The organism is Burkholderia sp. AU45388, from assembly GCF_030481585.1.
GTDB classification, from domain to species: domain Bacteria; phylum Pseudomonadota; class Gammaproteobacteria; order Burkholderiales; family Burkholderiaceae; genus Burkholderia; species Burkholderia sola.
The window spans coordinates 235,507-261,623 of the sequence record NZ_JAUJPV010000005.1; the positions used below are offsets into that span (position 1 = coordinate 235,507).

A 26,117-nucleotide genomic window follows, 5' to 3' on the forward strand; every position below is an offset into this window, starting at 1 on the left:
CCGTCGCCAACTGTTCGGTACATCCGTAGTCACTAGCGGCGCGCGAACCTCTCCACCCGGAAGCCATGTTCGACCGACACGACTGGCAAGCCGCCGCGCGTCGCATTCGGCACCAGCACGGACGGGCACCATATCTGCCCGCCTTCCCTACCGTGCACCCCACGCGAACGCCATCTGTTCGATGCCTTCGCCTCCATCCGGGCAGTCCGCCCGCTGCTTTTGCCGGATCGGACACAACATCCACGCCACTCCCCAACGGCGCTCCAATTTCCTGCCCGGATAAGCGAAACCTCTTGGCCCTGCCGCTCGCGAGGATACCGAATCAACTCTCATTGGAATTCGAAAACGCCAACCAGTCCGAATTGACAAATTTAATAAAAATGACAATCAGCAACAATTTGATTATCTCAAAAAAATAAATCCTTGAAAAATCGCCCCTCTAAAAATTAATCTACGAAACACAGGAATACTAAATTGACATCGGCAAATAAATCTCAAAAACATACCCATTGCATCAAGCAATCATCGCCTTTCCTCAACCCGCCACAAAGGAGGTTTCGATGCATTCCAAGCAAAGCTTCTTCACTCGAAAGACCACCAGATCGGCTGCAGTCGCCTTTGGCATCGTCGTTGCCTTGATTCATCCTGGCAGTGCTGCAGCCGACGGGCTTGCGAGCAAAATCCTCGAAGGTCCGAACACGTCCAATCAACGAGCATTCACAAGTTGCTCTGTTTTCTACACAATGTGCATTCAGCGATACGGCAGCAGACCCGGCAGCACGGCTGGCATGACACGATGCGCAGATTGCTTGAATAACTGCAATCGCTCGAATGGATGGTGGCCGATGATCAGCGGTTGCGCCGTATAACGACAGTGATGTGCTTCGTCGCGAGTAGTCATGTCGATGTCGCTCAACCGCACAAAAATCCGTCGTTCGCTCGCGACGAAGTTGAAGTTTCTACCCAGGATCAAGGTATACCAATGCTCCGAAACAAAGATCACCAAAATTTGGTCCACGCATCATTCTCGGACATCACGTCCAATGTCATTGCATCTGCAATTTCGGACGGACGATTGATGGGGTCACACGTTCTTATTGGCGGAAACTGGCACCTCGGCCCTCTCAAAGAACGCAACATTTCGACACTGTCGGCGTGGTTTTCCGATAATTTTGGATATATCCCAAACGACCTGACCATCGACATCCCTACCATCCCCACCAACGAGTCGATCAAAATATGTGCATGGGTAAATCCATTATCATCAATCGAATATGCGAATTTCATACACTGGATAAGCCATGATACTCCACGCGATTTTCTGTTGATTTCGATCCCGGAAAAGTGCGCCCATCCAGTTGTGGAGAATTTCTTCAATCTCGCCGAGCTTCTCGACAATGCAGCCGAAAGAAAATCGAACGATTTCAACCCATATATCGCAGAATGGGGGGCCCTGGTTGAGGAAAATTCCGACTTCAGAATGATCAATCAAATTGGAAAAATTCAATCGTTCCGATCAACAGATTTCGACGAATACATCATCAATTCCATGACTAGGAAGTGGGAGTCCACGCCGATAGTGGCATTGCGCATAATGGAAAAAATCCACTCGGAAAGACGTGATTTTCCGGGAGACATTTTTCTCTATCATCGACTCGAGAAATTCTTCTTGAATGGCATCATCGAGAAACAAGCTGAAGTCAGCATCACGCAAACGCAGATACGAATTGCGAGTTCCTGACATTCCCATTCCTCAGCCAAGCAAATTTCAGCTTCAGCACGTCATGCCGAATAATCTAAAATCCCTCCTGACATCACTCTTTACAGTCGCGCTCACAACAGCGCACACCGAGGCGGTTGCCGCCGATGTAGAAGCGAACTTGCAACGAAAATTGCAAACCAAACTTCCCGAATTGAAGATAGAGCACGTTATGCCGTCAAAAATCGACGGACTATATGAAGTCACGGCAAATTCACAAATTTTCTACAGCAATTCATCGGCATCGCACATTATTATCGGTAATCTGTTCGATACCAACAGCCAGGAAAACATAACAGAGACACAACTCAATAAGATTAACAGCATAAACATCAATGACCTTCCATTCCAATACGCCATCAAACAAAAAAATGGAGCCGGAGAGCGCGTGATCGCTACTTTCTTCGATCCGAACTGCTCGTTTTGCAAGAAAATGAGTCCCGAGCTAGGCAAGGTTCCCAACGCAACCGTATATATTTTTCTGTATCCAGTGCTTTCTGCGGACTCCGCCATCAAATCCGAAATCATTCTGTGCGCCGACAACCGACTCCAAGCATGGAAGCAATGGGGCGAAAGAGGGAAAACCACTGTCCCCCGCAAGCGTTGCCAGCCCACCATCACAAAAGAACTCCTTTCACTGGGAAAGAAGCTCAACATCAGGGGAACACCCACCACGTTCCTGCCTTCCGGAGAAAGAGTCGCGGGATTTATTTCCGGGAAAGATTTGGCTGACAAGATTGATCGCAATCACCACGTGGAACTTGGAACCCCATCCCGCCCCTGAAGTTTGAAGGGGCATTCCGCGATTACGGTAGCGCGGATCGAATCCAGGTGACGATCCTGTCCGCACCCTTGTACTGACCTGCCATTTCATGGATAGAAATGCCGACAAAACGGGGCAGCCACGCCGCAGAACTGCCGCCACAATTCAGCACAATTCCTACACGAATTCACGAAATCACCTCGATTATCATGGCCGCCTGACTCGAACCTGCACCGCCGCGCGGCATCCATCCGGCTCCTGTATCGATCTGCACTGCATGCCACGATTACAGGACCACGTCGATTGGCCATCCACACTACCGCCGCCCGACTCACCAACCCCGTATTCGCATGAATAAGAAGACACGCCGCCGGCTCACTGTGCTGGCCATCAGCGGTGCCACCATTGCTACCGCTGTCGTAGCAATAACGCTAGCCACGCCGAGCAAGCATCCGCAATACCTATCCGCGCCCGTCACGCGCGGCGATCTCGAGAACGCGGTGCTCGCGACCGGCGCGCTGCAGGCGTTCCGGCAGGTCGACGTCGGCGCGCAGGTGTCGGGGCAGTTGAAAACGCTGAAGGTCAAGCTCGGCGACAAGGTCACGAAGGGCCAGTGGCTCGCCGAGATCGATCCCGTGATCTCGGAAAACGCGCTGCGCCAGGCGCGCGCCAGCGAAGAAAGCCTGCGCGCGCAGCAGCAATCGGCGGCTGCGCAGCTGACGCAAGCCGAACTCGCGTTTAGCCGCCAGCAGGCGATGCTGCCCGACGACGCGACGTCGCGCGAATCGTTCGAGGCCGCGAAGGCGACGCTCGACGTGCAGCGGGCGACCCTCGCGTCGCTCGCCGCGCAGATCCGTTCGGCGCGCATCCAGATCGAGACTGCGCAGGCCAACCTCGGCTACACGCGCATCGTCGCGCCGATCGACGGACAGGTCGTCGCGATCGTCACGCAGGAAGGCCAGACCGTGATCGCGCAGCAGCAGGCGCCGGTGATCCTGAAGCTCGCGAATCTCGACACGATGACCGTGAAGGCACAGGTGTCGGAAGCCGACGTGGTTCGCGTGAGCGCCGGCCAGACCGCGTATTTCACGAGCCTCGGCGAACCGGACAAGCGGCACTACGGCAAGCTGCGCGCGATCGAACCGGCGCCCCAGAACTACGCCGACGCGCAAAGCCCGCTCGGCGGCGGCAGCGCGAAGCCGAACGCCGCGGTGTTCTACAACGCGCTGTTCGACGTGCCGAATCCCGGGCACCGGCTACGCATCGCGATGACCGCGCAGGTCAACATCGTGCTCGGCGACGCGCGCAACGCGCTGATCATTCCGGCCGCCGCGCTCGGCGAGAAGCGCAAGGACGGCACCGTCGCGGTACGCGTGCTGCGCGCCGACGGCAGCACGGAAACGCGCCATATCCGCATCGGCATCAACAACAACGTGCGCGTCGAAGTGCTGGCCGGCCTGAAGGACGGCGAGCGCGTGGTAATCGGCGAAGCATCGGCGGACGAACGCGTAGCGCTGGCGGACGTGGTGTGACGATGCGCCAGCCCCTGCTCAAACTCGCCGCCGTCACGCGGCGCTTTCCGGCCGGCGACAAGGACGTCGTCGTCCTGAACGACGTCAACCTGTCGATCGATGCGGGCGAGATCGTCGCGATCGTCGGCGCGTCGGGCTCCGGCAAGTCGACGCTGATGAACATCCTCGGCTGCCTCGACCATCCGAGCGAAGGCACGTACACGGTCGGCGGGCGCGACACGCACATGCTCGACAGCGACGAGCTCGCGCAGTTGCGCCGCGAACACTTCGGCTTCGTGTTCCAGCGCTATCACCTGCTGCCGCACGTCGACGCGGTCGCGAACCTCGAAATGCCGGCGATCTATGCGGGCACTCCGCATGCCGAGCGGTACGCCCGCGCCCGCGCGCTGCTCGCGCGCCTCGGTCTCGCGGATCGCGCGCATCACCGGCCCGGGCAACTGTCCGGCGGCCAGCAGCAGCGCGTGAGCATCGCGCGCGCACTGATGAACGGCGGCCAGGTGATCCTCGCGGACGAACCGACCGGCGCGCTCGACACGAAAAGCGGCCAGGACGTGATCCGCATCCTGCACGAGCTGAACGCGCTCGGCCATACGATCGTGATCGTCACGCACGACAAGGCCGTGGCGCGCCATGCGCGGCGCATCGTCGAGATCAGCGACGGCGAGATCGTCGCCGACCGGCCGAATCGTCATTACGCGGTGGCGCTCGATGAAGCCGGCGTCGGCGCGGCCACAACCGCCGAAACGGCCGCCGACACGCCCGCTGCACGGGCTTCCGACAATGCAGCGCTGCCCGCCAGCACCGACGCCAACCCCGACGCCGACGCCGGCACGGCCCCGCGCGCCCGACGCTTCGCAGCCGGCACCGGTCGCTTCGCCGAAGCGTGCCGGATGGCGTGGATCGCGCTCGTGTCGCACCGGCTGCGCACGCTGCTGACGATGCTCGGCATCATCATCGGCATCACGTCGGTCGTATCGATCGTCGCGATCGGCGAAGGCGCGAAACGCTACATGCTCGAAGAGATCGGCAGCATCGGCACCAATACGATCAGCCTCTATCCGGGCACCGACTGGGGCGACAGCCGCGCGGACACGATCCAGACGCTCGTGCCCGCCGACGTCGCCGCGCTCGCCGAGCAGCCGTACGTCGACAGCGCGACGCCCGAAACGTCGCGCACGCTGCTGCTGCGCTACCGCAACATCGACGTCCATGCGCTCGTGAGCGGCGTCGGCGACAGCTACTTCCACGCGCGCGGAATGCGTTTCGCGCTCGGCGTCCCGTTCGACGACGATGCGGTGCGCCGCCAGGCGCAGGTCGCGGTGATCGACCAGAACACGCGCCGCAAGCTGTTCGGCGCAACGCGCAATCCGGTCGGCGAAGCGATCCTGGTCGACAACGTGCCGTGCGTCGTGATCGGCGTGACCGCCGACAAGAAAAGCGCATTCGGCAGCGTGAAGAGCCTGAACGTATGGCTGCCGTACACGACCGCGAGCGGACGCCTGTTCGGCCAGCGCTATCTCGACAGCATCACCGTGCGCGTGCGCGACGGGCAGCCGAGCGCCGCCGCCGAGAAAAGCCTCGAGACGCTGATGATCCAGCGCCACGGCCGCAAGGACTTCTTCACGTACAACATGGACAGCGTGGTCAAGACCGTCGAGAAAACCGGCCAGTCGCTGACGCTGCTGCTGTCGCTGATCGCGGTGATCTCGCTCGTCGTCGGCGGGATCGGCGTGATGAACATCATGCTGGTGTCGGTCACCGAGCGCACGCGCGAGATCGGCATCCGGATGGCGATCGGCGCGCGCCAGTCCGACATCCTGCAGCAGTTCCTCGTCGAGGCCGTGCTCGTGTGCCTGCTCGGCGGCACGATCGGCATCGCGCTGTCGTTCGGGCTTGGCGCATTGTTCTCGATGTTCGTCGCGCAATGGAAGATGGTGTTCTCGGCCGGCGCGATCATGACCGCGTTCGTATGCTCGACGCTCACCGGTGTGATTTTCGGGTTCATGCCGGCGCGCAACGCGTCGCGGCTCGATCCGATCGATGCGCTCGCGCGCGACTGACGAAACATGGCCATCACGCATTCCTTCCCGCCACGTCGGCTCGGCGCATTCGCGTGCGCGGCCGCGCTGCTCGCCGGCTGTGCGGGTGCGCGCCACGATCCGCTGCCGGCCGTCGCGATGCCCGCGAACTGGGCCGCGCCGGTCGCGGCCGACGCGCCGGCCGCCACGCGCGACTGGTGGCGCAGCTTCGGCGATCCGCAACTCGACGCGTTGATCGACGACGCGCTGCGCGCCAACAGCGACCTCGCGATCGCGGCGATCCGCGTGTATCGCGCGCAGTTGCAGGCCGGGCTCGTCGATACGAACCTGACGCCCAACGTGACGCTCGGCGCGAACGGCGCCGTGTCGCGCACGCTTGATACGCACCGGACGAGCCGCTCGAGCGGTATCAACGGTTCGCTCAGCTACGAAATCGACCTGTGGGGCCGGCTCGCCGCGCTGCGCGATGCCGCGCGCTGGGAAGCCGACGCGACGGCCGCCGATCTCGAAGCCGCGCGGCTGTCGCTGATCGGCACGACCGCAGCGCTGTACTGGCAGCTCGGCTATCTGAACCGGCAGATCGCGCTCGGCGACGCGAACATCGCATATGCGGCGCGCACGCTCGCGCTGGTGCGGTCGCGGCATACGGCCGGCGCCGTGTCGGGGCTCGACCTCGCGCAGGCCGAACAGAGCCTCGCCGCGCAGCGCGCGGCGCAGACGCAGCTGATCCAGCAGCGCACCGAAAACCGCCACGCGCTCGCGATCCTGTTCGACCGGCCGCCGCAGCAACTCGCGGCCGAACCGGCGGCGCTGCCCGACGCCGCACCGCCCGACGTGGCGGCCGGTCTGCCGGCCAGCCTGCTCGGCCGGCGCCCGGACCTGCGTGCGGCGGAATTCCGGCTGCGCGAGTCGCTCGCGCAGGTCGACGCGACCCGCGCGAGCTTCTACCCGACCTTCACGCTGACCGGCAGCGCCGGCACGACGAGCACGAGCCTCGAGCGCGTGCTGACGAACCCGGTCGGCACGCTCGGGCTCGGCCTCGCGCTGCCGTTCATTCAGTGGAACACGATGCAGTTGCAGATCAGGGTGTCGAAGTCGCAATACGAGGAAGCGGTGGCCGGATTCCGCCAGCGGCTCTACACGGCGCTCGCGGAAGTCGAGAATGCGCTGTCGGCGCGCGTGCAGCTCGAACGCGAAGCCGAACAGCGCGCGCTGTCGCTCGCGCAGGCGCAGCGCGCCGAACGGCTCGCCGCCGCGCGCTTCGCGGCCGGCGCGACCGCCGTGCAACCGTGGCTCGACCAGCAGCAGGTGCTGAGGAGTGCGCAAAGCGCCGACGAACTGACGCGCCTGAACCGGCTCAACAACCAGATGAAGCTGTACCGCGCGCTCGGCGGCGGGACTTCCTGACCACCGTTGCACACCACGCGCCGCGCGCCGGCCGAGTCATTCACACACGGCGGCCCCGCGCCGCGCCGGCGCGAACGCCACCGCGCTCGCGGCCGCGAGCACGGCCACGCCGGCCGCACCGTACACCATCACCCAGCCGAAGCCCTGCACAAGCGCCGCGTGCAGCGCCGCGCCGCCCGGGTCGGCCTGCGCGAGCGCCGGCGCGATCGCCAGCAGCCCGTCGGTGCGGCCCGACGCGATTTCCTGCGCGAGCCGGCGCAGCGCCGCGTCGCCGATCGCGCCGGCCGGCCCGCCCTTCAGGCTCGCGACGATCCCCGCCACCAGCACGAAGCCCATCGTCGCGATGTTCAGCGCGAGCGAGATCATCCGCGCGCTCATGTCGATGCCCGACGCCATCCCGGCCCGCGCGCTCGGCACCGCGCCCGTCGTCGTGTTGGTGACGGGCGTGTTCGTCAGGCCGAGCCCGATGCCGGCGATCACACAGCCCGGCAGCATCGTCAGCCAGCTCGCATGATCGGCCGCGCTGCCGAGCCGCATCAGCACGAAACCGGCCGCGATCGTGAACAGGCCGCCCGGAATCACGACGCCCGGCCCGTAGCGCAGCGCGAGCCGTTCGCCGAACGGCGGCGCGATCAGCGTCGGCAGCGTGTACGCGAGCAACGCGAGGCCGGCCGTCACGCTGTCGTAGCCGAGCGCGACCTGGAACCAGATCGGCAGGTAGATCATGAATGGCCAGAAGCTGAAGTTCATCCCCATCGAGCCGAAGATCGCGCCGGTGAACGCGCGGATCCGGAACACCGAGAAGTCGAACATCGGCCGCGCGCTGGCGCGCTCCGCGATGACGAAGCCGATTACCGCGAGCACGGTCGCGCCGAGCACGCCGAGGCCGGCCCCGCTCGTGAGCCCGAGTTCGGCGCTTTGGGTAATGTAGAACGCGAGGCCGAGCACCGCGAGCGACAGCGTGACGATGCCCGCGACGTCGAGCGCGCCCGCATGCGGATCGCGCGATTCCTGCACCGCGCCGCCGATCAGCACGAGCGCGACGGCCGCGAGCGGCGCATGGACGAGGAACACCCACGGCCAGCTCGCCAGCGCGACGATCACGCCGCCGACGATCGGCCCGAACCCGAGCCCGATGCCGAACACGATCCCCCAGATCCCGAACGCGCGGCCGCGCTCGCGCCCTTCGCGGAACTGATGCGACAGCACCGCGATCTGGCAGATCAGCATCGCGCCGCCGCTCGCGCCCTGCAACAGCCGGCCCGCGACGAGCACCGGCACGTTCGGTGCGAGCCCGCACAGCAGCGACGTCGCGCCGAACAGCACGGTGCCGACCACGTACACGCGCTTGCGGCCGAACCGGTCCGCGAGCGTGCCGGCCGCCATCAACACCGTCGTACACGCGATCGTGTACGCGTTCATGATCCACTGCATGCCGTTGAAATCGCCATGCAGCACGTGTTCGAGCGTCGGCAGGATCACCGGCACGCTCGAGATCTCGAGGCCGAACATCAGCGACGTGAGACAAACGGCCGCGAGCGCGACCGCATTCCTGCGGGAGTCGGATAGCGTCATGCGTATTGCGCGGCGGCCCGGCGACAGGCCGCGCGCCTCCAGGTGAGTAGGATTCGCCGCGTGCGGCCGGCCACGCACGCTGAGCGGGAATCGGTACTATAGTGAGAATCTCCCTCCCCATTGACGCACGCATTTCCGTGCACTGGGGAATCTCAGGACCCAATCGACCCAACACGCAACTCACGATGACCGACAGACTCGACGGCGTCACGACCTTCGTCCAGGTCGTGGAATCGGGCAGCTTCGCGCTGGCCGCGGAGCGGCTCGACATGACGCGCTCGGCGGTCGGCAAGGCGATCGCGCGGCTCGAGAAGCGGCTCGGCGCACGGCTGCTGCAGCGCACGACGCGCAGCCAGAGCCTGACCGACGACGGCCAGGCGTACTACGACCGCTGCGTGCGCGCGCTGGCGGAGCTGGAAGCGGCGGAAGCCGATCTCGACTGCGGCCGCCACGAGGCGCGCGGCAAGCTGCGGCTGAGCGTGCCGCTCGCGTTCGGGCATCACTGCGTGACACCCATCGTGCTCGACCTGGCGCGCACTTACCCGCACCTGCGGATCGACGTATCGATCACCGACCGCTTCGTCGATCTCGTCGAGGAAGGGATCGATCTCGCGGTGCGGATCGGCACGCTCGCGGACAGCACGAGCCTCGCGGTGCGGCGGCTCGGCACGCAATACGGCAGCCTCGGCGCGGCGCCATCGTATCTCGCGCGCTACGGGATGCCGAAAACGCTCGACGATCTGAAGCATCACCGGACGATCGCGTATTCGCGTTCGGGCGTGGTGCAGCCGTGGGATTTGCGCGCGCCGGACGGCTCGACGGTGCGGATCGACATGCCGCATCAACTGAGTTTCGACGACGTGCAGGCGATCGCCGCGGCCGGCGCGGCCGGGTTCGGGATCGCCTGGGTGCCGAGCTGGCTGCTCGACCATTACGTGAAGCGCGGGGAGATGGTGGTCGTGCTCGATCGCTGCTTCGTCTGCGAAGGCGACATTCACGCGATCTGGCCGAAGACGCGCTACCTGCCGCGCAAGACCCGCTGCGTGATCGACGCGCTCGTGCAGGCGGTGCCGCCGATGATCGAACGCCCGGACGAAGCGCGCTGAGACGAGTGGAAACCGACGCGCCGCGCGGCGCGTCGGGCCATCACGCCAGGGTCACGCCGCGCCGAGATCGGCGAGCGGATGCGCGAACAGCTTCCACGGCGACGTCAGGAAATGCCGCACGCGTTCGGCGCGCAACTCGACGAGCGATGCGGGCGCCCAGCGCGGCTTGCGATCCTTGTCGACGAGATGCGCGCGCACGCCTTCGCAGAAATCGCCTTCCTCGATCGCCCGCGCGACGATGCCGAGCTCCATCCGGAACGATTCCGCGAGCGTCATCTGCCGGCCGCGCAGCAGCGCCTCGCGCGTCACGGCGAGCATCGTCGGCGAATGGCTCGCGAGCGCATCGAGCGTCGCCTGCAGCCATTGGCGTTGCTCGCGCGCCAGTTCGTCGCGCGCCAGATCCTGCGTGAGCGTCGCGACGATCCGCTCGACGGTCGAGCGCTTGTCGAAGTGGCGGACGATCCACGGCATCTGGCTGTCGAGCGCCGCATGCGGCACCACGTTGCACGGCGGCTCGAACACCTTGCGCAGCAACGGCAGCGCGTCGCCGTCCCACTTGACGCTTTCGATGCGCGTCTCGAACGTGTCGAGCCACGCGGACGGCACGCACAGATCCGCGAGCTTCGCGCTCAGCGCGTCGGCGCCCGACAGCATCGCGCCGGTCAGCCCCACGTACAGTTCGAGTTCGACCGGCATGCGCGACAGGAAATGCGTCGCGCCCACGTCAGGCACGAGGCCGATGCGCGTTTCCGGCATCGCGATCCTGCTGCGCTCGGTCGCGACACGCAGCGCTGCGCCCTGCGCGAGGCCCATGCCGCCGCCCATCGTCACGCCGTCCATCAGCGCGACTACCGGCTTCGGGAACGCGTGGATCGCGTAGTCGAGCCGGTATTCGTCGACGAAGAACGGCAGCCACGTTTCGCGCTGCGCGACCATCTTGTACAACGCACGCACGTCGCCGCCCGCGCAGAAGCCCTTCTCGCCCGCGCCGCGCAGCACGACCGCGACGATCTGGTCGTCGTGGCGGCAGCGCTCGAACAGCGCCGCGAGTTCGCCGATCATCGCGTACGACAGCGCGTTGAGCGCGGCCGGCCGGTTCAGCGTGATCAGCGCCACGCGGTTCACCACGCGAAACAGCACCTCGGGCGCATGCTCCGCGAATGCGTCGTGATTCGTCACCGGCGTACTCATCGTTGCGGCTCTCCATCGGTATGCCATTGCGGCACGCGCTTGCCCAGGAACGCCGCCACGCCTTCGCGCGGATCGGCCGTGTCGAACAGGTCGACGAAGCGTTCGCGCTCGACGGCAAGCGCCGCGCCGCGCGGTACGCCGCGGCGCGCGAGGCCGATCAGCTCCTTGCTGTAGGCGACCGCGTGCGGGCTTTGCCGCGCGACGTTGCGCGCCAGCGCGAGCGCCGCATCGCGCGCGGCGCCGCTTTCCACCACGTCCTCGACGAGGCCGATCCGCAGCGCGGTGGCCGCATCGACGCGCGCGCCGGTCAGGATGATCTTCTTCGCCCAGCCTTCGCCGACGAGCCAGGGCAGCGTCTGCGTACCGAGCCCGCACGGCAGCAGGCCAACCGACGGTTCGGGCAGCGCCATCTGCGCATGCGTCTCGGCGATCCGCAGGTCGCACGCGAGCGCGCATTCGAGACCGCCGCCCATCGCATAGCCGTTGATCGCCGCGATCGTCACGACGCGCGCGTCGTGCAGCGCCTCGAACGCCGCGCCGAAACGCGACGCCATCGCACGCGCGACCGCGCGGTCGCCGTTGGCGAACGTGTTGAGGTCGGCGCCCGCGCTGAAGAATTTCGGGCCGTCGCCGGTGATCACCAGCGCGCGCACGCGCGGGTTCGCATTCAGTTCGGCGACGGTTTGCTGCAATTGCTGCAGCCCGTCGGCGGTAAAGGCGTTCGCGGGCGGACGCTTGAGCGTCGCGCACGCGATCGCGCCGTCGTCGACGTAGTCGAGTTCGATCATTACGCGTCCTTCTTGGTGGCCGGTTGGTACAAGCGGATCACCGCCGAGAAATCGAGCTGGCCGTCGCCGCGGCTGCTCATCGTCTGGTACAGCTGCTGCGCGAGCGCGCCGAGATAGACGGGCTGGTGCGCCTGCTTCGCCGCATCGTTCGCGAGGCCGAGATCCTTCAGCATCAGGTCGGTGCCGAAGCCGCCCGTGTAGCCGCGCGACGACGGCGCGGTCTCGATCACGCCCGGATACGGGTTGTAGGTGTCGGAACTCCAGCAGCGGCCCGTCGACGTGTTGACGATGCCGGCCAGCACCTTCGGGTCGATGCCGAGCGCGACGCCGAGCGACATCGCTTCCGACACCGCCGCCATCGAGATGCCGAGCACGAGATTGTTGCAGACCTTCGCGACCTGCCCCATCCCGGTCGCGCCGCAATGGACGATGTTCTTGCCCATCCCGGCGAGCACCGGCTTCACGCGTTCGAAATCCGCGTCGCTGCCGCCGACCATGAAGGTCAAGGTGCCTGCCGCCGCGCCGCCGGTGCCGCCCGACACCGGCGCATCGACGAACGCGCCGCCGTGCTCGCGCACCAGCGCGCCGAACGCCTGCGCGCTCGCCGGGTCGATCGTGCTCGAATCGATCACGGTCGCGCCCGCGCCGAGGCCGGCCAGCACGCCGTTCTCGCCGGCGAGCACCGAGCGCACGTGCGGCGCGGCCGGCAGCATCGTGATCACGAACGTCGCGCCCGATGCCGCGTCGCGCGGGGAAGCTGCCACCTGCGCGCCGGCGTCCTGCAGCGCGCGCAACGCGTCGGCGCTCAGGTCGAACGCGTGCACGTCATGGCCGGCTTTCAGCAGGTTCAGCGCCATCGGCGCGCCCATGTGGCCGAGGCCGATAAATCCGATCTTCATGTTGGTTTCCTCCGCCGCTCAATGCAGCCGGATCGTCGTGTTCACCGGGCCGGCCGTCGTGTCGTCGTCGAACCAGCGCGCGGTGACCGTCTTGGTCTGCGTGTAGAACTGCACGACCTGCTTGCCGTACGGGCCGAGATCGCCGAGCTTGGAGCCGCGCGAACCGGTGAAGCTGAAAAACGGCACGGGCACAGGGATCGGGATGTTGATGCCGACCTGCCCAACGTCGATCTCGCTCTGGAACTTGCGTGCGGCCGCGCCGCTCTGCGTGAAGATGCCCACGCCGTTGCCCATCGGGTTCGCGTTGACGAGCGCGATCGCTTCGTCGAGCGTGTCGACCTCCATCACGACCAGCACGGGGCCGAAGATTTCATGCGTGTAGATCGACATGTCGGTCGTCACGCCGGAGAAGATCGTCGGGCCGATGAAGTTGCCTTCCTCGAAGCCCGCGACCTTCACGTCGCGGCCGTCGAGTTCGAGCTTCGCGCCTTCCTTGATGCCCATGTCGATCAGCGACAGAATCCGCGCCTTCGCGCCGCGCGACACCACCGGCCCGACGTCGGTGCCCGCTTCGGAGCCCGCGTTGACCTTCAGCGTCTTCGCCTTCGCGACGAGATCGGGCAGCCATTCGCGCGCGCTGCCGACGAGCACCGCGACGGAAGTCGCCATGCAGCGCTGGCCGGCCGCGCCGAAGCCCGCGCCGACGAGCGCATTGATCGCCTGCTCGCGGTTCGCGTCGGGCAGCACGATCGCGTGGTTCTTCGCGCCCATCATCGACTGCACGCGCTTGCCGTGCTGGCTGCCGAGGTTGTACACGTGCGTGCCGACGGCCGTCGAGCCGACGAATGAAATCGCCTTCACGAGCGGATGCGTGCAGATCGCATCGACCACTTCCTTGCCGCCGTGCACGACGTTCAGTACACCTTTCGGTACGCCGGCCTCGATCGCCAGTTCGACGAGTTCCATCGTCGACATCGGGTCCTGCTCGGACGGCTTCAGCACGAACGTGTTGCCGCACACGATCGCCATCGGGAACATCCACAGCGGAATCATCGCAGGGAAGTTGAACGGCGTGATGCCCGCGCACACGCCGATCGGCTGACGCAGCGTGTAGGTGTCGACGCCGCCCGCGACGTTCTCCGCGAATTCGCCGAGCTGCAGCGTACCGACCGAGCACGCGTGCTCGACCACTTCGAGGCCGCGGAAGATGTCGCCTTCGGCATCGGGAATCGTCTTGCCCTGCTCGGCCGTCAGCGTCTTCGCGATGCGCGGCTGGTTCGCGCGCACCAGATCCTGGAACTTCAGCATGATGCGCATGCGCGCGGAAATCGGCGTGTTCTTCCACGTCGCATACGCGGCGTGCGCGGCCCGCACCGCCGCGTCGACTTCCGCGACGGTCGCGAACGGCACGCGCGCGAGCACCTGCTGCGTCGCCGGGTTGACGACGTCGCGCCACTCGCTCGTGGCGGACTCGACGAAAGCGCCGTCGATCAGCAGCTTGACCGTCGGCACGTCTTGCCCCGTGCGGGGCGTCGGATTCGCGTTCATCAGCGTTTTCTCCTTGCAGTGAGCCGCGTGGCATCAGGCAACGCGCGGCCGGTTCGATTCAGTGCGGCTGCGGACGGCGCGCCGAAAAATGCGGCGCGCGGCCCGCGGCCGGTCATTTCAGTTCGGCGGCGAAATCTTCTTCCCAGTACTCGCCGGGCATGCGCGCGCTGGCATCGTCGCCGCGCTCGATCTCGCGGCGGCGCAGCTCGACGCGGCGGATCTTCCCCGAGATCGTCTTCGGCAGCTCCGCGAATTGCAGGCGGCGAATACGCTTGTACGGCGCCAGCTTCTCGCGCGAGAAACGGAAAATCTCCAGTGCGAGCGCAGGGCTTGCTTCATAGCCCTGGCGCAGCGTGATGAACGTCTTCGGCACCGACAGCCGCACCGGGTCCGGGCTCGGCACGACGGCCGCCTCGGCGATCGCCGGATGCTCGATCAGCACGCTTTCCAGTTCGAACGGGCTCAGCCGATAGTCGGACGACTTGAACACGTCGTCCGCGCGGCCGATATAGACGTAGTAGCCGTCGTCGCGGCGCATCGCGATGTCCGACGTGCGGTAGTGGCCGTCGCGCATCGCGTGGGCCGTCGCGTCGGGATTGTTCGCATAGCCTTTCATCAGCCCGACCGGGCGCGTGACGTCGTCGCCGATCGGCAGCGCGACCTCGCCTTCGGTCACCGGCGCGCCGTCCGGGTCGAGCAGCGCGATCCGGTAGCCGGGCAGCGGCCGGCCCATCGAACCGGCGACGACCGGCTGGCCCGGCGAGTTACCGATCAGGCAGGTCGTCTCGGTCTGGCCGTAGCCGTCGCGAATCGAAATGTTCCACGCCTTCTTCACGCGCTCGATGATCTCCGGATTCAGCGGCTCGCCCGCGCCGACGATCTCGCGCAGTTTCACGTCGAACGACGCGAGCGGCTGCTGCACGAGCATGCGCCACACGGTCGGCGGCGCGCACAGCGTCGTCACCCGGTATTTGACGAGCGCATCGAGCACGACCTTCGGCTCGAAACGCGCATAGTTGAATGCGAACACGCAGGCCTGCGCATTCCACGGCGCGAAGAAGCAGCTCCACGCGTGCTTCGCCCAGCCCGGCGAGCTGATGTTCCAGTGGATGTCGCCCGGCTGAAGGCCGACCCAGTACATCGTCGACAGATGGCCGACCGGATAGGTGCGGTGCGTGTGCTCCACGAGCTTCGGCTTCGACGTCGTGCCCGACGTGAAGTACAGCAGCATCGGATCGTTCGCGTGCGTGACGGCATCCGGCTCGAACGCGGCGCTTGCCGCGTAGCCGTCGTTCATCGCGAGCCAGCCTTCGCGCGGCGCGCCGGCGACGATCTTCTGCTTGAGGCCGAGGCCGGCCTGCTCGAACTTCGCGGTTTCGTTTTCGTCGACGATCGCGTAGGTCGCGCCGCCGATCTGCACGCGGTCGCGCACGTCGTCGGGCGACAGTTGCGTGGTGGCGGGCAGCACGATCGCGCCGAGCTTCATCGCGGCCAGCATCGCATCCCACAGCTCGACCCGGTTCGGCAGCATCAGCAGAATGCGGTCGCCGCGCACGACGCCGATCGAACGCAGCCAGTTCGCGATCCGCGACGAACGCTCGGACATCTGCGCGAACGAGTACGGATCGCCGGTGCCGGTCGCCGCGTCGACGATCCACAGCGCGGGCTGGTCGTTGCCGCGCGCCATCGGGTCGAAGTAGTCGAGCGCCCAGTTGAACGCATCGAGCACCGGCCATAAGAAATCGCGGTATGCGGTGTCGTAATCGGTGCGATGGCGCAGCAGAAAGTCGCGTGCGTCCAGGAATGCCTGTACCGTCATGTGTCGTCTCCGTCCAGTCTCCATGCCCAGCGGTCAACCGGCGCAGGTGCCGCGGCACCTGCGCCGTTCCGTGTCGCACGGCGCACGGTCACGTCGTTGCGTGCCGCGTTCGCCGCGCTGCCTTCCTGCCTGCTTCGTGTGCCTGCTTGTTCGATTGCGTGGTGTCGGACGGCGCGCGCCGCGGCTCAAAGCTGCCGGGCGATCACCATCCGCTGCACTTCGCTGGTGCCTTCGTAAATCTGCGTGATGCGCGCGTCGCGATAATGACGCTCGACTTCGTAATCGGCCAGGTAGCCGTAGCCGCCGTGGATCTGGATCGCATCCGAACACACGCGCTCGGCCATCTCGGACGCGAACAGCTTCGCCTGCGACGCTTCCGACAGGCACGGCAACCCGGCCGTGCGCAGCTTCGCCGCGTGATGCACGAGCAGGCGCGCGGCGTTGATCTGCACGGCCATGTCGGCAAGCTTCTGCTGGATCGCCTGATGTTCGGCGATCGGCTTGCCGAACTGCACGCGCTCGCCCGCATAGCGGCGCGCCTTGTCGAACGCGGCACGGGCGATGCCGAGCGCCTGCGCGGCGATGCCGATGCGCCCGCCTTCGAGGTTCGACAACGCGATCTTCAGCCCTTCGCCGCGATTGCCGAGCAGGTTCGCTTCCGGAATCGCGCAGTTCTCGAACGTGATCGGGCACGTATCCGACGCGCGAATGCCCATCTTCTTCTCGGGCTTGCCGACGATGAAGCCCGGCGTGTCGGTCGGCACCAGGAACGCGGAAATGCCGCGCTTGCCGGCTTCCGGGTCTGTCATGGCAAAAACGATCGCCACACCGGCGCGCTGGCCGTTGGTCACGAACTGCTTCGCGCCGTTCAGCACCCATTGGCCGTCGCGCAGTTCGGCCCGCGTGCGCAGGTTGTTCGCCTCGGAACCCGCATGCGGCTCGGTCAGGCAGAATGCGCCGATCACGCGGCCGGCCGCCATGTCGGCCAGCCAGCGATCCTTCTGCGCGGGCGTGCCGAAGCCGAGGATCGGCCCGCAGCCGACCGAGTTGTGCACGCTCATCATCGTCGCGCACGCGGCGTCGCCGGCCGCCACTTCCTCCATCGCCAACGCATAGGCGACGTAGTCCGTATACGAGCCGCCCAGTTCCTGCGGCACGATCATCCCGAGCAGGCCGAGCTCGCCGAGCTGCGCGACGATCGCGTCGGGCAGGCGCGCATCGTGGTCCCACTGCGCGGCGTTCGGCGCCAGCATCTCGGTGGCAAAGGCGCGCGCGGCGTCGCGGATCATCCGCTGGTCTTCGGTGTAAAGCTCGTCCATGGTGCTGCTGTCTCCCGCGGCCGCCGGGCGCGACCGTCCTTGCGTTTCGATGCAACAAGTGTAGGCAAGCGCGCGCGACTGTTCGATGCTCGCGTCGCTCATTTACACTGAGCGTTTTTGCCACACCGGCGACACCGATGAAGCAGGAAGACAAGGGAACCGTTGCGATCAGCCTCGTCGCATACAGCGTCGCGCTCGCTACGCGGCGCGGCGTCGCGGCCGAGCCGCTGCTCGCGCAGGCCGGCATCGCGCCGGCGCTGCTCGGCCAGCCGCGCGCACGCGTGTCCGCGCAGCAATACGGCGCGCTGTGGAACGCGATCGCACGCACGCTCGACGACGAGTTTTTCGGGCAGGATCGCCACCCGATGCGCAGCGGCAGCTTCATCGCGATGAGCCAGGCGGCGCTGTCCGCGCGCGACGGGCTGCATGCGATGGCGCGCGCGGTGAACTTCATGCACTGCGTGCTCGACGACCTCCATGCGGAACTCGACGCGAATCCACAGCGCGTGCGGCTGCGTTTCGTGCACCGCAACAACGGCGCGACGCCGGCGATGTTCACGTACGCGACCTATTTCATCATCGTGTACGGGCTCACCTGCTGGCTGATCGGCCGGCGCATTCCGCTGCTGCACGCGAGCTTCCGCTGCGACACGCCGCCCGCCGACCACGAATACCCGTCGATGTTCTGCGACGACATGCGTTTCAACGAGCCCGATTCGTATGTCGATTTCGATCCCGAATTCGCGACGCTGCCGGTCGTGCAGAACGCGAAGACGCTGAAGACGTTCCTGCGCAACGCGCCGGCCAGCTTCATCGTCAAGTACCGCAACCCGAACGCGCTCGCGCAGCGCGTGCGCGCGGTGCTGCGCGGGATGCCGCCCGCCGCGTGGCCGGGCGCGGGCGGGATGGCCGCGCGGCTGCACGTGGCCGAGGCCACGCTGCGCCGCAAGCTGCACCAGGAAGGCCACGCGTACCAGTCGATCAAGGACACGCTGCGGCGCGATCTCGCGTTCGAGGCGCTCGCCGACCCCGCCCGCACGATCGCCGACGTCGCGGCCGCGACCGGGTTCGCCGAGCCGAGCGCGTTCTACCGCGCGTTCCGCAAATGGAGCGGGCGCAGCCCGGCCGACTATCGCGACGAAGTGCTCGCGCGCGGCGGCGGCGCAAGCTGACGCCGGCCGGCGCGGCCACCACTTCGCGCTTTCCGCCGAAACCGCCTAATCTTCAAGCATCGGGCCCACGCCCTTTTCGCAAGCCGGACGGTACGCGGCCGTGCGCCGCCCGGACGTCCCGATGCGTTTTCACCGTCATGAGCCGCCGCCTGTGCCTGCCGCGCCCGGCGGCCGGCCCCGTCACCCGCTGTCCGCGCGGGTCGCGCGCGCCGCGCTGTTCGCGGCGCTGCTCGTCGTATGCGCCGCGCTCGCCGCGCCGCCATCGGCCGACGTGCCCGCCGCGCATCCGGTCGTCGTGATTCCCGTCAACGGCGCGATCGGCCCGGCCAGCGCCGATTTCATCGTGCGTTCGCTCGACCGCGCGGCCCGCGAGCACGCGCCGCTCGCGATCCTCCAGCTCGACACGCCCGGCGGCCTCGATACGTCGATGCGGCAAATCGTCAAGGCCATCCTCGGCTCGCCGGTGCCGGTCGCCGCGTTCGTCGCGCCGGGCGGCGCGCGGGCGGCGAGCGCGGGCACCTACATCGTCTATGCGAGCCACTTCGCGGCGATGGCGCCCGGCACCAACCTCGGCGCGGCGTCGCCCGTGCAGTTCGGCATCGGCGGCGCCGCGCCGCCGGGCGCCAATCCCGGTGCGCCGCGACCGACCGGTGCGGCGGGCACATCTGACGCGTCCGCCACGGCGGCCGCGCTGCCGACCGACACGCAATCGACCGAGATCCGCAAGGCGATGCAGGACGCGTCCGCGTACATCCGCGGCCTCGCGCAGTTGCGCGGGCGCAATGCCGAATGGGCCGAGCGCGCGGTGCGGGAAGCCGTAAGCCTGTCGGCGAGCGAGGCGCGCGCGCAGCAGGTGGTCGACCTGATCGCGCAGGACCCGGCCGATCTCGCGCGCGAGCTCGACGGCCGCGCGGTGACCACGACCGCCGGCACGCTGCATCTCGCGACCGCGCATGCGCCGCTCGTCGTGCTCGCGCCCGACTGGCGCAGCCGGTTCCTCGCGATCATCGCCGATCCGAACGTCGCGCTGATCCTGCTGACGATCGGCATCTACGGCCTGTTCTTCGAATTCGCGAACCCCGGCTTCGTGCTGCCGGGCGTCGCCGGCACGATCTGCCTGCTGGTCGGGCTGTTCGCGATGCAGTTGCTGCCGATCAGCTATGCGGGCCTCGGGCTTGTGCTGCTCGGGCTCGGCTGCCTCGTCGCCGAGGCGTTCCTGCCGACCTTCGGCGTGCTCGGCTTCGGCGGCATCGTCGCGTTCACGATCGGCGCGCTGATGCTGATCGACACCGACGTGCCCGGCTACGGCATTCCGTGGCCCGTGATCGCGAGCCTCGCGCTCGGCGGCGGGCTGCTCGTCGCAGGCGTGTCGAGCGTCGCGCTGCGCGCGCGCCGCCGCCCGGTCGTGACCGGCGCCGAGGCGATGCTCGGCAGCATCGGCGAAGTGCTCGACGACGGCCTGCAGCCGGACCAGCCGCAGCCGCACGGCGCGGCCGGCGCACCGCCGTCGGCCGCCGGCTGGGCGCGCGTGCACGGCGAGCGCTGGCGCGTGGCGAGCAGCATGCCGCTGGCCGCCGGCTGCCGCGTGCGCGTGACCGGCCGCCACGGGCTGACGCTGACGGTCGCGCCGCTCTACGACGCGCCCGCCCCCGCCCATCCCCACGGAGAACCTTCATGATCGGTTACACGTTCGGCTTCAGCAGTGTCCTGGTCGTCTTCGTCGTGGTGCTCGTCGCGTCGTCGATCCGCATCTTTCGCGAGTACGAGCGCGGCGTCGTGTTCATGCTCGGCCGGTTCTGGAAGGTGAAGGGGCCGGGGCTCGTACTGATCATTCCGATCGTCCAGCAGGTCGTGCGGATCGACCTGCGCACCGTCGTGTTCGACGTGCCGGCGCAGGACGTGATCACGCGCGACAACGTGTCGGTGAAGGTCAATGCGGTCGTGTATTTCCGCGTCGTCGATCCCGAAAAGGCCGTGATCCAGGTCGCGCGCTTCTTCGAGGCGACGAGCCAGCTCGCGCAGACGACGCTGCGCGCGGTGCTCGGCAAGCACGAACTCGACGCGCTGCTCGCCGAGCGCGAGCAATTGAACGCGGACATCCAGAAGACGCTCGACGCGCAGACCGATGCGTGGGGGATCAAGGTGTCGACGGTCGAGATCAAGCACGTCGACCTGAACGAAACGATGAGCCGCGCGATCGCGCGGCAGGCCGAAGCCGAACGCGAGCGGCGCGCGAAGGTGATTCATGCGGAGGGCGAATTGCAGGCGTCGGAGAAGCTGCTGCAGGCCGCGCAGCGGCTCGCGCAGCAACCGCAGGCGATGCAGTTGCGCTATTTGCAGACGCTGACGACGATCGCCGCGGACAAGAATTCGACGATCGTGTTTCCGTTGCCGGTCGATCTGCTGGGCGCGTTGCTGGATCGGCTGGGGCCGCCGCGCGAGCATTGAGACGCGCTGCGGCGGCTGCGGCCGATGCCGATGGGCGCGGCGCCGCGCTACTTCATGCCGGGCTATACGCCGCACCACGAAGGCTCGACCGAGCAGGCGCTCGCCTACCTCGCGCGCGCGCCGGCCGCACAGGCGGCCGCGTACGGCGGCAACCGGGCACGACAGAAGGCGCATGACGGGGTGGCCGGCCGGTTCGGCGGGCGGCGCCCGCCGAAATGCGTACAATCGCGGCTTCAATTTCCCGGAGGTGCCGCGATGGCGATGAAGAAAACCGATCTCGAAAAGAACAAGGCGCTCAAGCTGACGCAAGCGATGAAACAGTCGAGCTCCGCGCGTTTCGGCAAGGGCGCCGACGAAGCGGCCAAGCTGGATCGCCGCGCACAGCGCAAGCTCGACCAGGAACAGGGCCTCGTGCCGTTCGCGTGCAAGCTCAACGCCGAGCTCGTCGAACAGTTGAAGGCCCGCGCGGCCACGCACCCGGAAGGGATGACGGGCCTGCTGTCCGAACTGCTCGTGAACGGCCTCGCGCAACGCGACGCGTAACCGCCACGCCACGCGTCTCGACATTTCCATTGACACGGCTGCGCGGCCGCGACACACTCGTTCGCATGCCTACGTTCAAGCTCGTCGCCATCGCGATTCATTGCCCGGTGAACATTCGAAAGAATGGATCACGGGAGGCGCTTGTGCGTTAGCAATCGAGCAGTACCGCATGTCACACAAGGCCTCGCCGGAAACGGATGAGGCCTTTTTGTTCTGGTGCACGTCATCCGTCCGGCTCACTGAATGGAGAAGACGATGGACCAGGCAAGCCCGCTGTTTGACCGTCCCGATCGGCGCGTCGCCGGCACGATCGCGTTACCGACCGTCGTGATCCGCTTCGCGGTCGCGCCGCGCACGACAATGACGTGGCGCGCGCCGCAGGACGCAGAGATCCGCGCGCACGGCGCGGCGCTGTGGATCACGCGCCCGCCCAGCGTCGACGATTACTGGGTGCGGCCCGGCGACGTGCTGCGCATCGCGCGCGGCGAGCGCATCTGGCTCGGCACCGATGCCGACCAGTCCGCCGAAGCGACGATCACGACCGCGTACGTGCGGCGCGGCGAACGCATCAGGCGCATGCTCGCGCAAGTGCAACGTTGGCTCGTCGGGATAGGAAGAAGGAGTGGATGAGCGGCGTGCGTGCCGTTGTTTGGCATGCGTTTCATGCGTCAAGCACGCGACACGCGCCACTGCCGCGACAGGAAACGGACGCACCCGCGGCGCAACGCGCCGCAGGTGCGCATCGGAGGACGCGGCACGCCGACGCGTGCCGCGAGTGATCGCGCGCCGTGCGCAGCAACGGGATGCAGCAGCGGCATCAGGTGCTGGCGGCGAGACGCGGGCCCGTGCTTCGGGGCGTGGCATCGAGGTCGGGACGTTGCGCGGCCTGCGAGGTCACCCACGGATCGATGCCCTGCTTCTGCACCTCCTCGAGGAACGACACACGTGTGCGCCAGTAATCCGCCTGTAATTTCGCATCGATGACGCGCTGTTCGGCTGCGAACAGTTCCATGCGCGCCGTCACGAGCATCGACGCAGCGGTTTTTTCCGGCGTGGGGGCGTGTCGCATCGCCCAACGGCTGATCCAGTTCAACATGCTGACCTCCGTGATTACGGACGAACCCGCATCGGGCAATCGCAATCGGCCGTGCCTGACCGGCCGTGCCTGCCCGAACGCGCAACGGCCTTGACCGCCATTCACCGCCTGGCCTGCACGGACTGCGACTCCCCGCGTCGGCAATGACCGGCCGGCGTGTGCATGCGCGGTTTATCTATCCTAGAAAGACTTGCCGGTTTACGCGATGGGGTCTTGCAATCTTTTACACAGAAACCACAGTCGCCTTCGCATCGCGAAATGACAGTTGCGGACGGGACGGCTTCGGCGCAGGATAGCCCGATACTTGCGGCCGCCTGGACTGACGAATGGCGGCTGCATGCAGTCGCCGTGTCGTGTAGCCGAACCTGCGGCACACGTGCATTCGCTCGCACGCGCCGCGTGCACCGCGTTCGTGCAGCATGCGGGCGCACCGTTTCAGTCGCATGTCATCGCGCACCGGCTGCACGCGACGCAGCCCGCTGGCCGTTGCGCACGCATCGGCCGCGTTGCGTACGCATCGACCGGTCTCGCCGGCCTGTCCCGCGCCCCTACGCGCGTTTCCCGCGTTTCCCCATTTCTGCCGGCCCGCACCACGCGAACCGGTAAAATGCGCGCCTTCGCCACGCGAGCAGGCGCCAGACTGTTCCCGCGCGCACAATCGATCGTGCCCTCCAACTATATCGTCCGAGCTATCCCCGCTATTACAATCCGCCGATAGCCGGACAATAGTGGCTGGTTACAGTTAGCCGGCCGCGCTGCCTTACAACAATTCGGCACAACAATCAACACGACAACTCGACCGGAGAAACGCCTTCATGGAATCCATCAAGCGGTATTTCGGCTTCGCTGAAGCCGGCACCGATTTCCGCACCGAAATACTCGCGGGCGTCACCACGTTCCTGACGATGGCCTACATCATCTTCGTCAACCCCGCGATTCTCGGCGACGCCGGCATGCCGAAGGAATCCGTGTTCGTCGCGACCTGCCTCGTCGCGGCGCTGGCGTCGATCATCATGGGGCTCTACGCGAACTACCCGATCGCCTGCGCGCCCGGCATGGGCCTGAACGCGTATTTCGCGTACACGGTCGTCAAGGGGATGGGCTTCACGTGGCAGGCCGCGCTCGGCGCGGTGTTCATCTCCGGCTGCCTGTTCCTGCTGGTCACGCTGTTCCGCGTGCGCGAGGCGATCGTCAACGGCATTCCGAAATCGCTGCGGATTTCCATTACCGCCGGCATCGGCCTGTTCCTCGGCATCATCTCGCTGAAGACGTCGGGCGTGATCGTCGGCAACCCGGCCACGCTCGTCACGCTCGGCGACCTGCACAAGCACGAGACGATCCTCGCGATCGTCGGCTTCTTCACGATCGTCACGCTCGACCACCTGCGCGTGCGCGGCGCGATCCTGATCGGCATCATCGGCGTGACGATCCTGTCGTTCTTCTTCGCCGGCAACCAGTTCCACGGCGTGTTCTCGGCGCCGCCGTCGATCGACGCGACGCTGTTCAAGCTCGACATCGGCGCCGCGCTGTCGACCGGCATCATCAACGTGATCCTCGTGTTCTTCCTGGTCGAACTGTTCGACGCGACGGGCACGCTGATGGGCGTCGCGAATCGCGCGGGCCTGCTCGTCGAAGGCAAGATGAACCGCCTGAACAAGGCGCTGCTCGCCGACAGCACGGCGATCGTCGCGGGCTCGGTGCTCGGCACGTCGTCGACCACCGCGTATATCGAAAGCGCCTCGGGCGTGCAGGCCGGCGGCCGCACCGGCGTGACGGCCATCACCGTCGCGGTGCTGTTCCTCGCGTGCCTGTTCATCGCGCCGCTCGCCGGCGTCGTGCCGGGCTACGCAACGGCGCCCGCGCTGCTGTACGTGTCGTGCCTGATGCTGCGCGAAATGGTCGAGGTGCCGTGGGACGATGCGACGGAAGCCGTGCCGGCCGCGCTGACCGCGCTGCTGATGCCGTTCACGTACTCGATCGCGAACGGCGTCGCGTTCGGCTTCATCGCGTACGGCGGTCTCAAGCTGCTGACGGGCCAGGCGCGCACGGTCAAGCCGATCGTATGGATCATCGCGGCCGTGTTCCTGTTCCGCTTCTTCTATCTCGGCAGCGAGTAGGCGCGGCGCGCGCACCGACGCGACGCGACACACGATGCAAACGCCACCTTCGGGTGGCGTTTTCGTTTGCGCAGGATGCTTGCGCGAGCTTCACGAACCGACGCGCACGACCCCGCCGACGCTCCGGCGCCCCCGCACGGCCCGCATACGAAAATGCCGCCCGGCCCACCGAACGGCATTGCGTGAAAGGCGACGGGTTCGCGTGCGCCGCGCTCGGCGCGCGCACCGCCAGACGAGCGTCGTGTCGTCAGCGCCAGTTCGCCTCGTAGAAACGCACGTAGCCGCTGCGCAGCGTCACGCATTGCGCGCGCGTTTCCGATAGCAGGCGCCGTGCGGCCGCCTCGATGCGCTCGCGATGCTGGTCGAATGCGCCGACCATGTCCTCGAAGCGTGGCGATGCCGCGCCGAAGTGGTCTTCCAGCGCCTCGGCGGTGATCTGACATTGGACCCGCTCGCCATTGACCAGCGCCGTGAACGCCAGCATCAGGTCACGCCCCGAATACTCCGGCTTCTCGTTCGTGAAATGGATCTGCATGGGAGCCGCCTCGACCGGTAGAAAACGAGTGACCGCGTCCGTCGTCCGCTACCGGCCGGACGAAATGGATGCGGGCTCGCCGGCGGAGGCCCCGACCGCGGAGTGTGGCGCGATCGATGCATGCCGGTTGAATTCCACTTTAGACGGTTTCGCGCGGGACACAAAAATTTCGGTATGCGTCGTTCCGACGCGCATTTCGTCTGATCTGCGCGGCATCCGGCACCGTTTCGGCAGCGGCGTCAGTGCGGATCGGTCGGCCAGATGTTGAGCGCGATCGCGGCGGTCGTGACGCCCACCGCAATCGCGGCCGCCCCGTATCTCACCGCATCGGTCAGATCGAACAGCAGGCCGTGGATCGCGACGGCAATGCCGCCCAGCATGATGAAGGTGGCGATGGCCGCCAGCACGACTCTCAGTTCCGCCCGAACCATGATGCGTCTCCCGAACGGATGCATGTCGCG

The 26,117-nt window shown here is 66.5% G+C and carries 23 protein-coding genes and 1 pseudogene; 13 read left to right on the forward strand and 11 right to left on the reverse strand.

Annotated elements, in window-relative coordinates:
• Positions 1–751: 751 nt before the first annotated feature.
• The gene (locus tag QZM72_RS12615; protein WP_179233499.1) at positions 752–1,018 is read right to left on the reverse strand and encodes a hypothetical protein; all 267 of its coding nucleotides are present in this window, start codon (positions 1,016–1,018) and stop codon (positions 752–754) included.
• A 60-nt stretch (positions 1,019–1,078) separates the two neighbouring features.
• Here QZM72_RS12615 and QZM72_RS12620 point away from each other — a divergent pair, with 60 nt between their 5' ends.
• From QZM72_RS12620 to QZM72_RS12640, 5 genes are all read left to right on the forward strand, one after another.
• Positions 1,079–1,741 (forward strand): DUF3658 domain-containing protein, encoded by a 663-nt coding sequence (locus QZM72_RS12620; protein ID WP_301738250.1) that lies wholly within the window; start codon positions 1,079–1,081, stop codon positions 1,739–1,741.
• Entirely contained in the window at positions 1,728–2,543 is an 816-nt protein-coding gene (locus QZM72_RS12625) for a DsbC family protein (protein WP_301738251.1), read from the forward strand. The genes QZM72_RS12620 and QZM72_RS12625 overlap by 14 nt, the downstream gene beginning before the upstream one ends.
• A gap of 329 nt (positions 2,544–2,872) precedes the next feature.
• Complete coding sequence (macA, locus tag QZM72_RS12630) at positions 2,873–4,054, forward strand: macrolide transporter subunit MacA (RefSeq protein WP_301738252.1); 1,182 nt, start codon at positions 2,873–2,875, stop codon at positions 4,052–4,054.
• Between the two features lie 2 nt (positions 4,055–4,056).
• The gene (locus tag QZM72_RS12635) at positions 4,057–6,114 is read left to right on the forward strand and encodes a MacB family efflux pump subunit (RefSeq protein ID WP_301738253.1); all 2,058 of its coding nucleotides are present in this window, start codon (positions 4,057–4,059) and stop codon (positions 6,112–6,114) included.
• A 6-nt stretch (positions 6,115–6,120) separates the two neighbouring features.
• The gene (locus QZM72_RS12640) at positions 6,121–7,500 is read left to right on the forward strand and encodes an efflux transporter outer membrane subunit (protein ID WP_301738255.1); all 1,380 of its coding nucleotides are present in this window, start codon (positions 6,121–6,123) and stop codon (positions 7,498–7,500) included.
• Positions 7,501–7,536: 36 nt separating this feature from the next.
• Here the strand turns inward: QZM72_RS12640 and QZM72_RS12645 are convergent, their stop codons facing one another.
• Positions 7,537–9,075, reverse strand: coding sequence for an MFS transporter (locus QZM72_RS12645; protein WP_301738256.1), 1,539 nt, complete (start codon positions 9,073–9,075; stop codon positions 7,537–7,539).
• Between the two features lie 185 nt (positions 9,076–9,260).
• Between QZM72_RS12645 and QZM72_RS12650 the strand changes: the two genes are divergently transcribed.
• The gene (locus QZM72_RS12650; protein WP_301738257.1) at positions 9,261–10,181 is read left to right on the forward strand and encodes a LysR family transcriptional regulator; all 921 of its coding nucleotides are present in this window, start codon (positions 9,261–9,263) and stop codon (positions 10,179–10,181) included.
• Between the two features lie 51 nt (positions 10,182–10,232).
• On the opposite strand, the gene QZM72_RS12655 is transcribed toward QZM72_RS12650, so the two are convergent.
• The 6 genes from QZM72_RS12655 to QZM72_RS12680 form a co-directional block, all read right to left on the reverse strand.
• Entirely contained in the window at positions 10,233–11,372 is a 1,140-nt protein-coding gene (locus QZM72_RS12655; RefSeq protein WP_301738258.1) for an enoyl-CoA hydratase/isomerase family protein, read from the reverse strand.
• Positions 11,369–12,160 carry an enoyl-CoA hydratase gene (locus QZM72_RS12660; protein WP_301738259.1) on the reverse strand — a complete coding sequence of 264 codons (792 nt, stop codon included), beginning with the start codon at positions 12,158–12,160 and terminating at the stop codon, positions 11,369–11,371. Before QZM72_RS12660 ends, QZM72_RS12655 begins: the two co-directional genes overlap by 4 nt.
• The gene (mmsB, locus tag QZM72_RS12665) at positions 12,160–13,059 is read right to left on the reverse strand and encodes a 3-hydroxyisobutyrate dehydrogenase (RefSeq protein ID WP_301738260.1); all 900 of its coding nucleotides are present in this window, start codon (positions 13,057–13,059) and stop codon (positions 12,160–12,162) included. Before mmsB ends, QZM72_RS12660 begins: the two co-directional genes overlap by 1 nt.
• 18 nt (positions 13,060–13,077) lie before the next feature.
• The gene (locus QZM72_RS12670; RefSeq protein WP_301738261.1) at positions 13,078–14,607 is read right to left on the reverse strand and encodes a CoA-acylating methylmalonate-semialdehyde dehydrogenase; all 1,530 of its coding nucleotides are present in this window, start codon (positions 14,605–14,607) and stop codon (positions 13,078–13,080) included.
• Between the two features lie 112 nt (positions 14,608–14,719).
• Positions 14,720–16,426, reverse strand: a complete 1,707-nt coding sequence (locus tag QZM72_RS12675; RefSeq protein ID WP_301738262.1) for an AMP-binding protein — start codon at positions 16,424–16,426, stop codon at positions 14,720–14,722.
• Positions 16,427–16,611: 185 nt separating this feature from the next.
• Positions 16,612–17,745, reverse strand: a complete 1,134-nt coding sequence (locus QZM72_RS12680; RefSeq protein ID WP_089470627.1) for an acyl-CoA dehydrogenase family protein — start codon at positions 17,743–17,745, stop codon at positions 16,612–16,614.
• Between the two features lie 137 nt (positions 17,746–17,882).
• On the opposite strand from QZM72_RS12680, the gene QZM72_RS12685 reads away from it, so the two are divergent.
• From QZM72_RS12685 to QZM72_RS12710, 6 genes and pseudogenes are all read left to right on the forward strand, one after another.
• Positions 17,883–18,917, forward strand: coding sequence for an AraC family transcriptional regulator (locus tag QZM72_RS12685; protein WP_011354321.1), 1,035 nt, complete (start codon positions 17,883–17,885; stop codon positions 18,915–18,917).
• Between the two features lie 121 nt (positions 18,918–19,038).
• A complete protein-coding gene (locus tag QZM72_RS12690; RefSeq protein ID WP_301738263.1) occupies positions 19,039–20,595 on the forward strand; it encodes a nodulation protein NfeD in 1,557 nt (518 codons plus the stop codon).
• The gene (locus QZM72_RS12695) at positions 20,592–21,365 is read left to right on the forward strand and encodes a slipin family protein (protein WP_301738264.1); all 774 of its coding nucleotides are present in this window, start codon (positions 20,592–20,594) and stop codon (positions 21,363–21,365) included. The genes QZM72_RS12690 and QZM72_RS12695 overlap by 4 nt, the downstream gene beginning before the upstream one ends.
• Positions 21,366–21,395: 30 nt before the next feature.
• Positions 21,396–21,518 (forward strand): annotated as a pseudogene (locus tag QZM72_RS12700) (metal-dependent hydrolase); the annotation flags it as partial.
• A 102-nt stretch (positions 21,519–21,620) separates the two neighbouring features.
• Positions 21,621–21,908: a hypothetical protein gene (locus tag QZM72_RS12705; RefSeq protein WP_089470320.1), complete on the forward strand. Its 288-nt coding sequence runs from the start codon at positions 21,621–21,623 to the stop codon at positions 21,906–21,908.
• Between the two features lie 255 nt (positions 21,909–22,163).
• A complete protein-coding gene (locus QZM72_RS12710) occupies positions 22,164–22,538 on the forward strand; it encodes a DUF2917 domain-containing protein (protein WP_301738265.1) in 375 nt (124 codons plus the stop codon).
• A 187-nt stretch (positions 22,539–22,725) separates the two neighbouring features.
• On the opposite strand, the gene QZM72_RS12715 is transcribed toward QZM72_RS12710, so the two are convergent.
• On the reverse strand, positions 22,726–23,004 hold the full coding sequence (locus QZM72_RS12715; RefSeq protein WP_027807295.1) for a hypothetical protein: 279 nt from the start codon (positions 23,002–23,004) through the stop codon (positions 22,726–22,728).
• Positions 23,005–23,819: 815 nt separating this feature from the next.
• Here QZM72_RS12715 and QZM72_RS12720 point away from each other — a divergent pair.
• Complete coding sequence (locus QZM72_RS12720; RefSeq protein WP_089470322.1) at positions 23,820–25,121, forward strand: NCS2 family permease; 1,302 nt, start codon at positions 23,820–23,822, stop codon at positions 25,119–25,121.
• 247 nt (positions 25,122–25,368) lie between these two features.
• Here the strand turns inward: QZM72_RS12720 and QZM72_RS12725 are convergent, their stop codons facing one another.
• Complete coding sequence (locus tag QZM72_RS12725; protein ID WP_006480750.1) at positions 25,369–25,656, reverse strand: DUF1488 domain-containing protein; 288 nt, start codon at positions 25,654–25,656, stop codon at positions 25,369–25,371.
• A gap of 239 nt (positions 25,657–25,895) precedes the next feature.
• Positions 25,896–26,087 carry a DUF2964 family protein gene (locus QZM72_RS12730; protein WP_034178269.1) on the reverse strand — a complete coding sequence of 64 codons (192 nt, stop codon included), beginning with the start codon at positions 26,085–26,087 and terminating at the stop codon, positions 25,896–25,898.
• Positions 26,088–26,117: the final 30 nt, after the last annotated feature.

Excerpts from the sequence above, each read along its gene's own strand:
- QZM72_RS12620 (WP_301738250.1), top strand. The coding sequence starts at position 1,079 with ATGGGGTCACACGTTCTTATTGGCGGAAACTGGCACCTCGGCCCTCTC.
- macA (WP_301738252.1), top strand. The coding sequence starts at position 2,873 with ATGAATAAGAAGACACGCCGCCGGCTCACTGTGCTGGCCATCAGCGGT.
- QZM72_RS12635 (WP_301738253.1), top strand. The coding sequence starts at position 4,057 with ATGCGCCAGCCCCTGCTCAAACTCGCCGCCGTCACGCGGCGCTTTCCG.
- QZM72_RS12640 (WP_301738255.1), top strand. The coding sequence starts at position 6,121 with ATGGCCATCACGCATTCCTTCCCGCCACGTCGGCTCGGCGCATTCGCG.
- QZM72_RS12645 (WP_301738256.1), bottom strand. The coding sequence starts at position 9,075 with ATGACGCTATCCGACTCCCGCAGGAATGCGGTCGCGCTCGCGGCCGTT.
- QZM72_RS12650 (WP_301738257.1), top strand. The coding sequence starts at position 9,261 with ATGACCGACAGACTCGACGGCGTCACGACCTTCGTCCAGGTCGTGGAA.
- QZM72_RS12655 (WP_301738258.1), bottom strand. The coding sequence starts at position 11,372 with ATGAGTACGCCGGTGACGAATCACGACGCATTCGCGGAGCATGCGCCC.
- QZM72_RS12660 (WP_301738259.1), bottom strand. The coding sequence starts at position 12,160 with ATGATCGAACTCGACTACGTCGACGACGGCGCGATCGCGTGCGCGACG.
- mmsB (WP_301738260.1), bottom strand. The coding sequence starts at position 13,059 with ATGAAGATCGGATTTATCGGCCTCGGCCACATGGGCGCGCCGATGGCG.
- QZM72_RS12670 (WP_301738261.1), bottom strand. The coding sequence starts at position 14,607 with ATGAACGCGAATCCGACGCCCCGCACGGGGCAAGACGTGCCGACGGTC.
- QZM72_RS12675 (WP_301738262.1), bottom strand. The coding sequence starts at position 16,426 with ATGACGGTACAGGCATTCCTGGACGCACGCGACTTTCTGCTGCGCCAT.
- QZM72_RS12680 (WP_089470627.1), bottom strand. The coding sequence starts at position 17,745 with ATGGACGAGCTTTACACCGAAGACCAGCGGATGATCCGCGACGCCGCG.
- QZM72_RS12685 (WP_011354321.1), top strand. The coding sequence starts at position 17,883 with ATGAAGCAGGAAGACAAGGGAACCGTTGCGATCAGCCTCGTCGCATAC.
- QZM72_RS12690 (WP_301738263.1), top strand. The coding sequence starts at position 19,039 with ATGCGTTTTCACCGTCATGAGCCGCCGCCTGTGCCTGCCGCGCCCGGC.
- QZM72_RS12695 (WP_301738264.1), top strand. The coding sequence starts at position 20,592 with ATGATCGGTTACACGTTCGGCTTCAGCAGTGTCCTGGTCGTCTTCGTC.
- QZM72_RS12705 (WP_089470320.1), top strand. The coding sequence starts at position 21,621 with ATGGCGATGAAGAAAACCGATCTCGAAAAGAACAAGGCGCTCAAGCTG.
- QZM72_RS12710 (WP_301738265.1), top strand. The coding sequence starts at position 22,164 with ATGGACCAGGCAAGCCCGCTGTTTGACCGTCCCGATCGGCGCGTCGCC.
- QZM72_RS12715 (WP_027807295.1), bottom strand. The coding sequence starts at position 23,004 with ATGTTGAACTGGATCAGCCGTTGGGCGATGCGACACGCCCCCACGCCG.
- QZM72_RS12720 (WP_089470322.1), top strand. The coding sequence starts at position 23,820 with ATGGAATCCATCAAGCGGTATTTCGGCTTCGCTGAAGCCGGCACCGAT.
- QZM72_RS12725 (WP_006480750.1), bottom strand. The coding sequence starts at position 25,656 with ATGCAGATCCATTTCACGAACGAGAAGCCGGAGTATTCGGGGCGTGAC.
- QZM72_RS12730 (WP_034178269.1), bottom strand. The coding sequence starts at position 26,087 with ATGGTTCGGGCGGAACTGAGAGTCGTGCTGGCGGCCATCGCCACCTTC.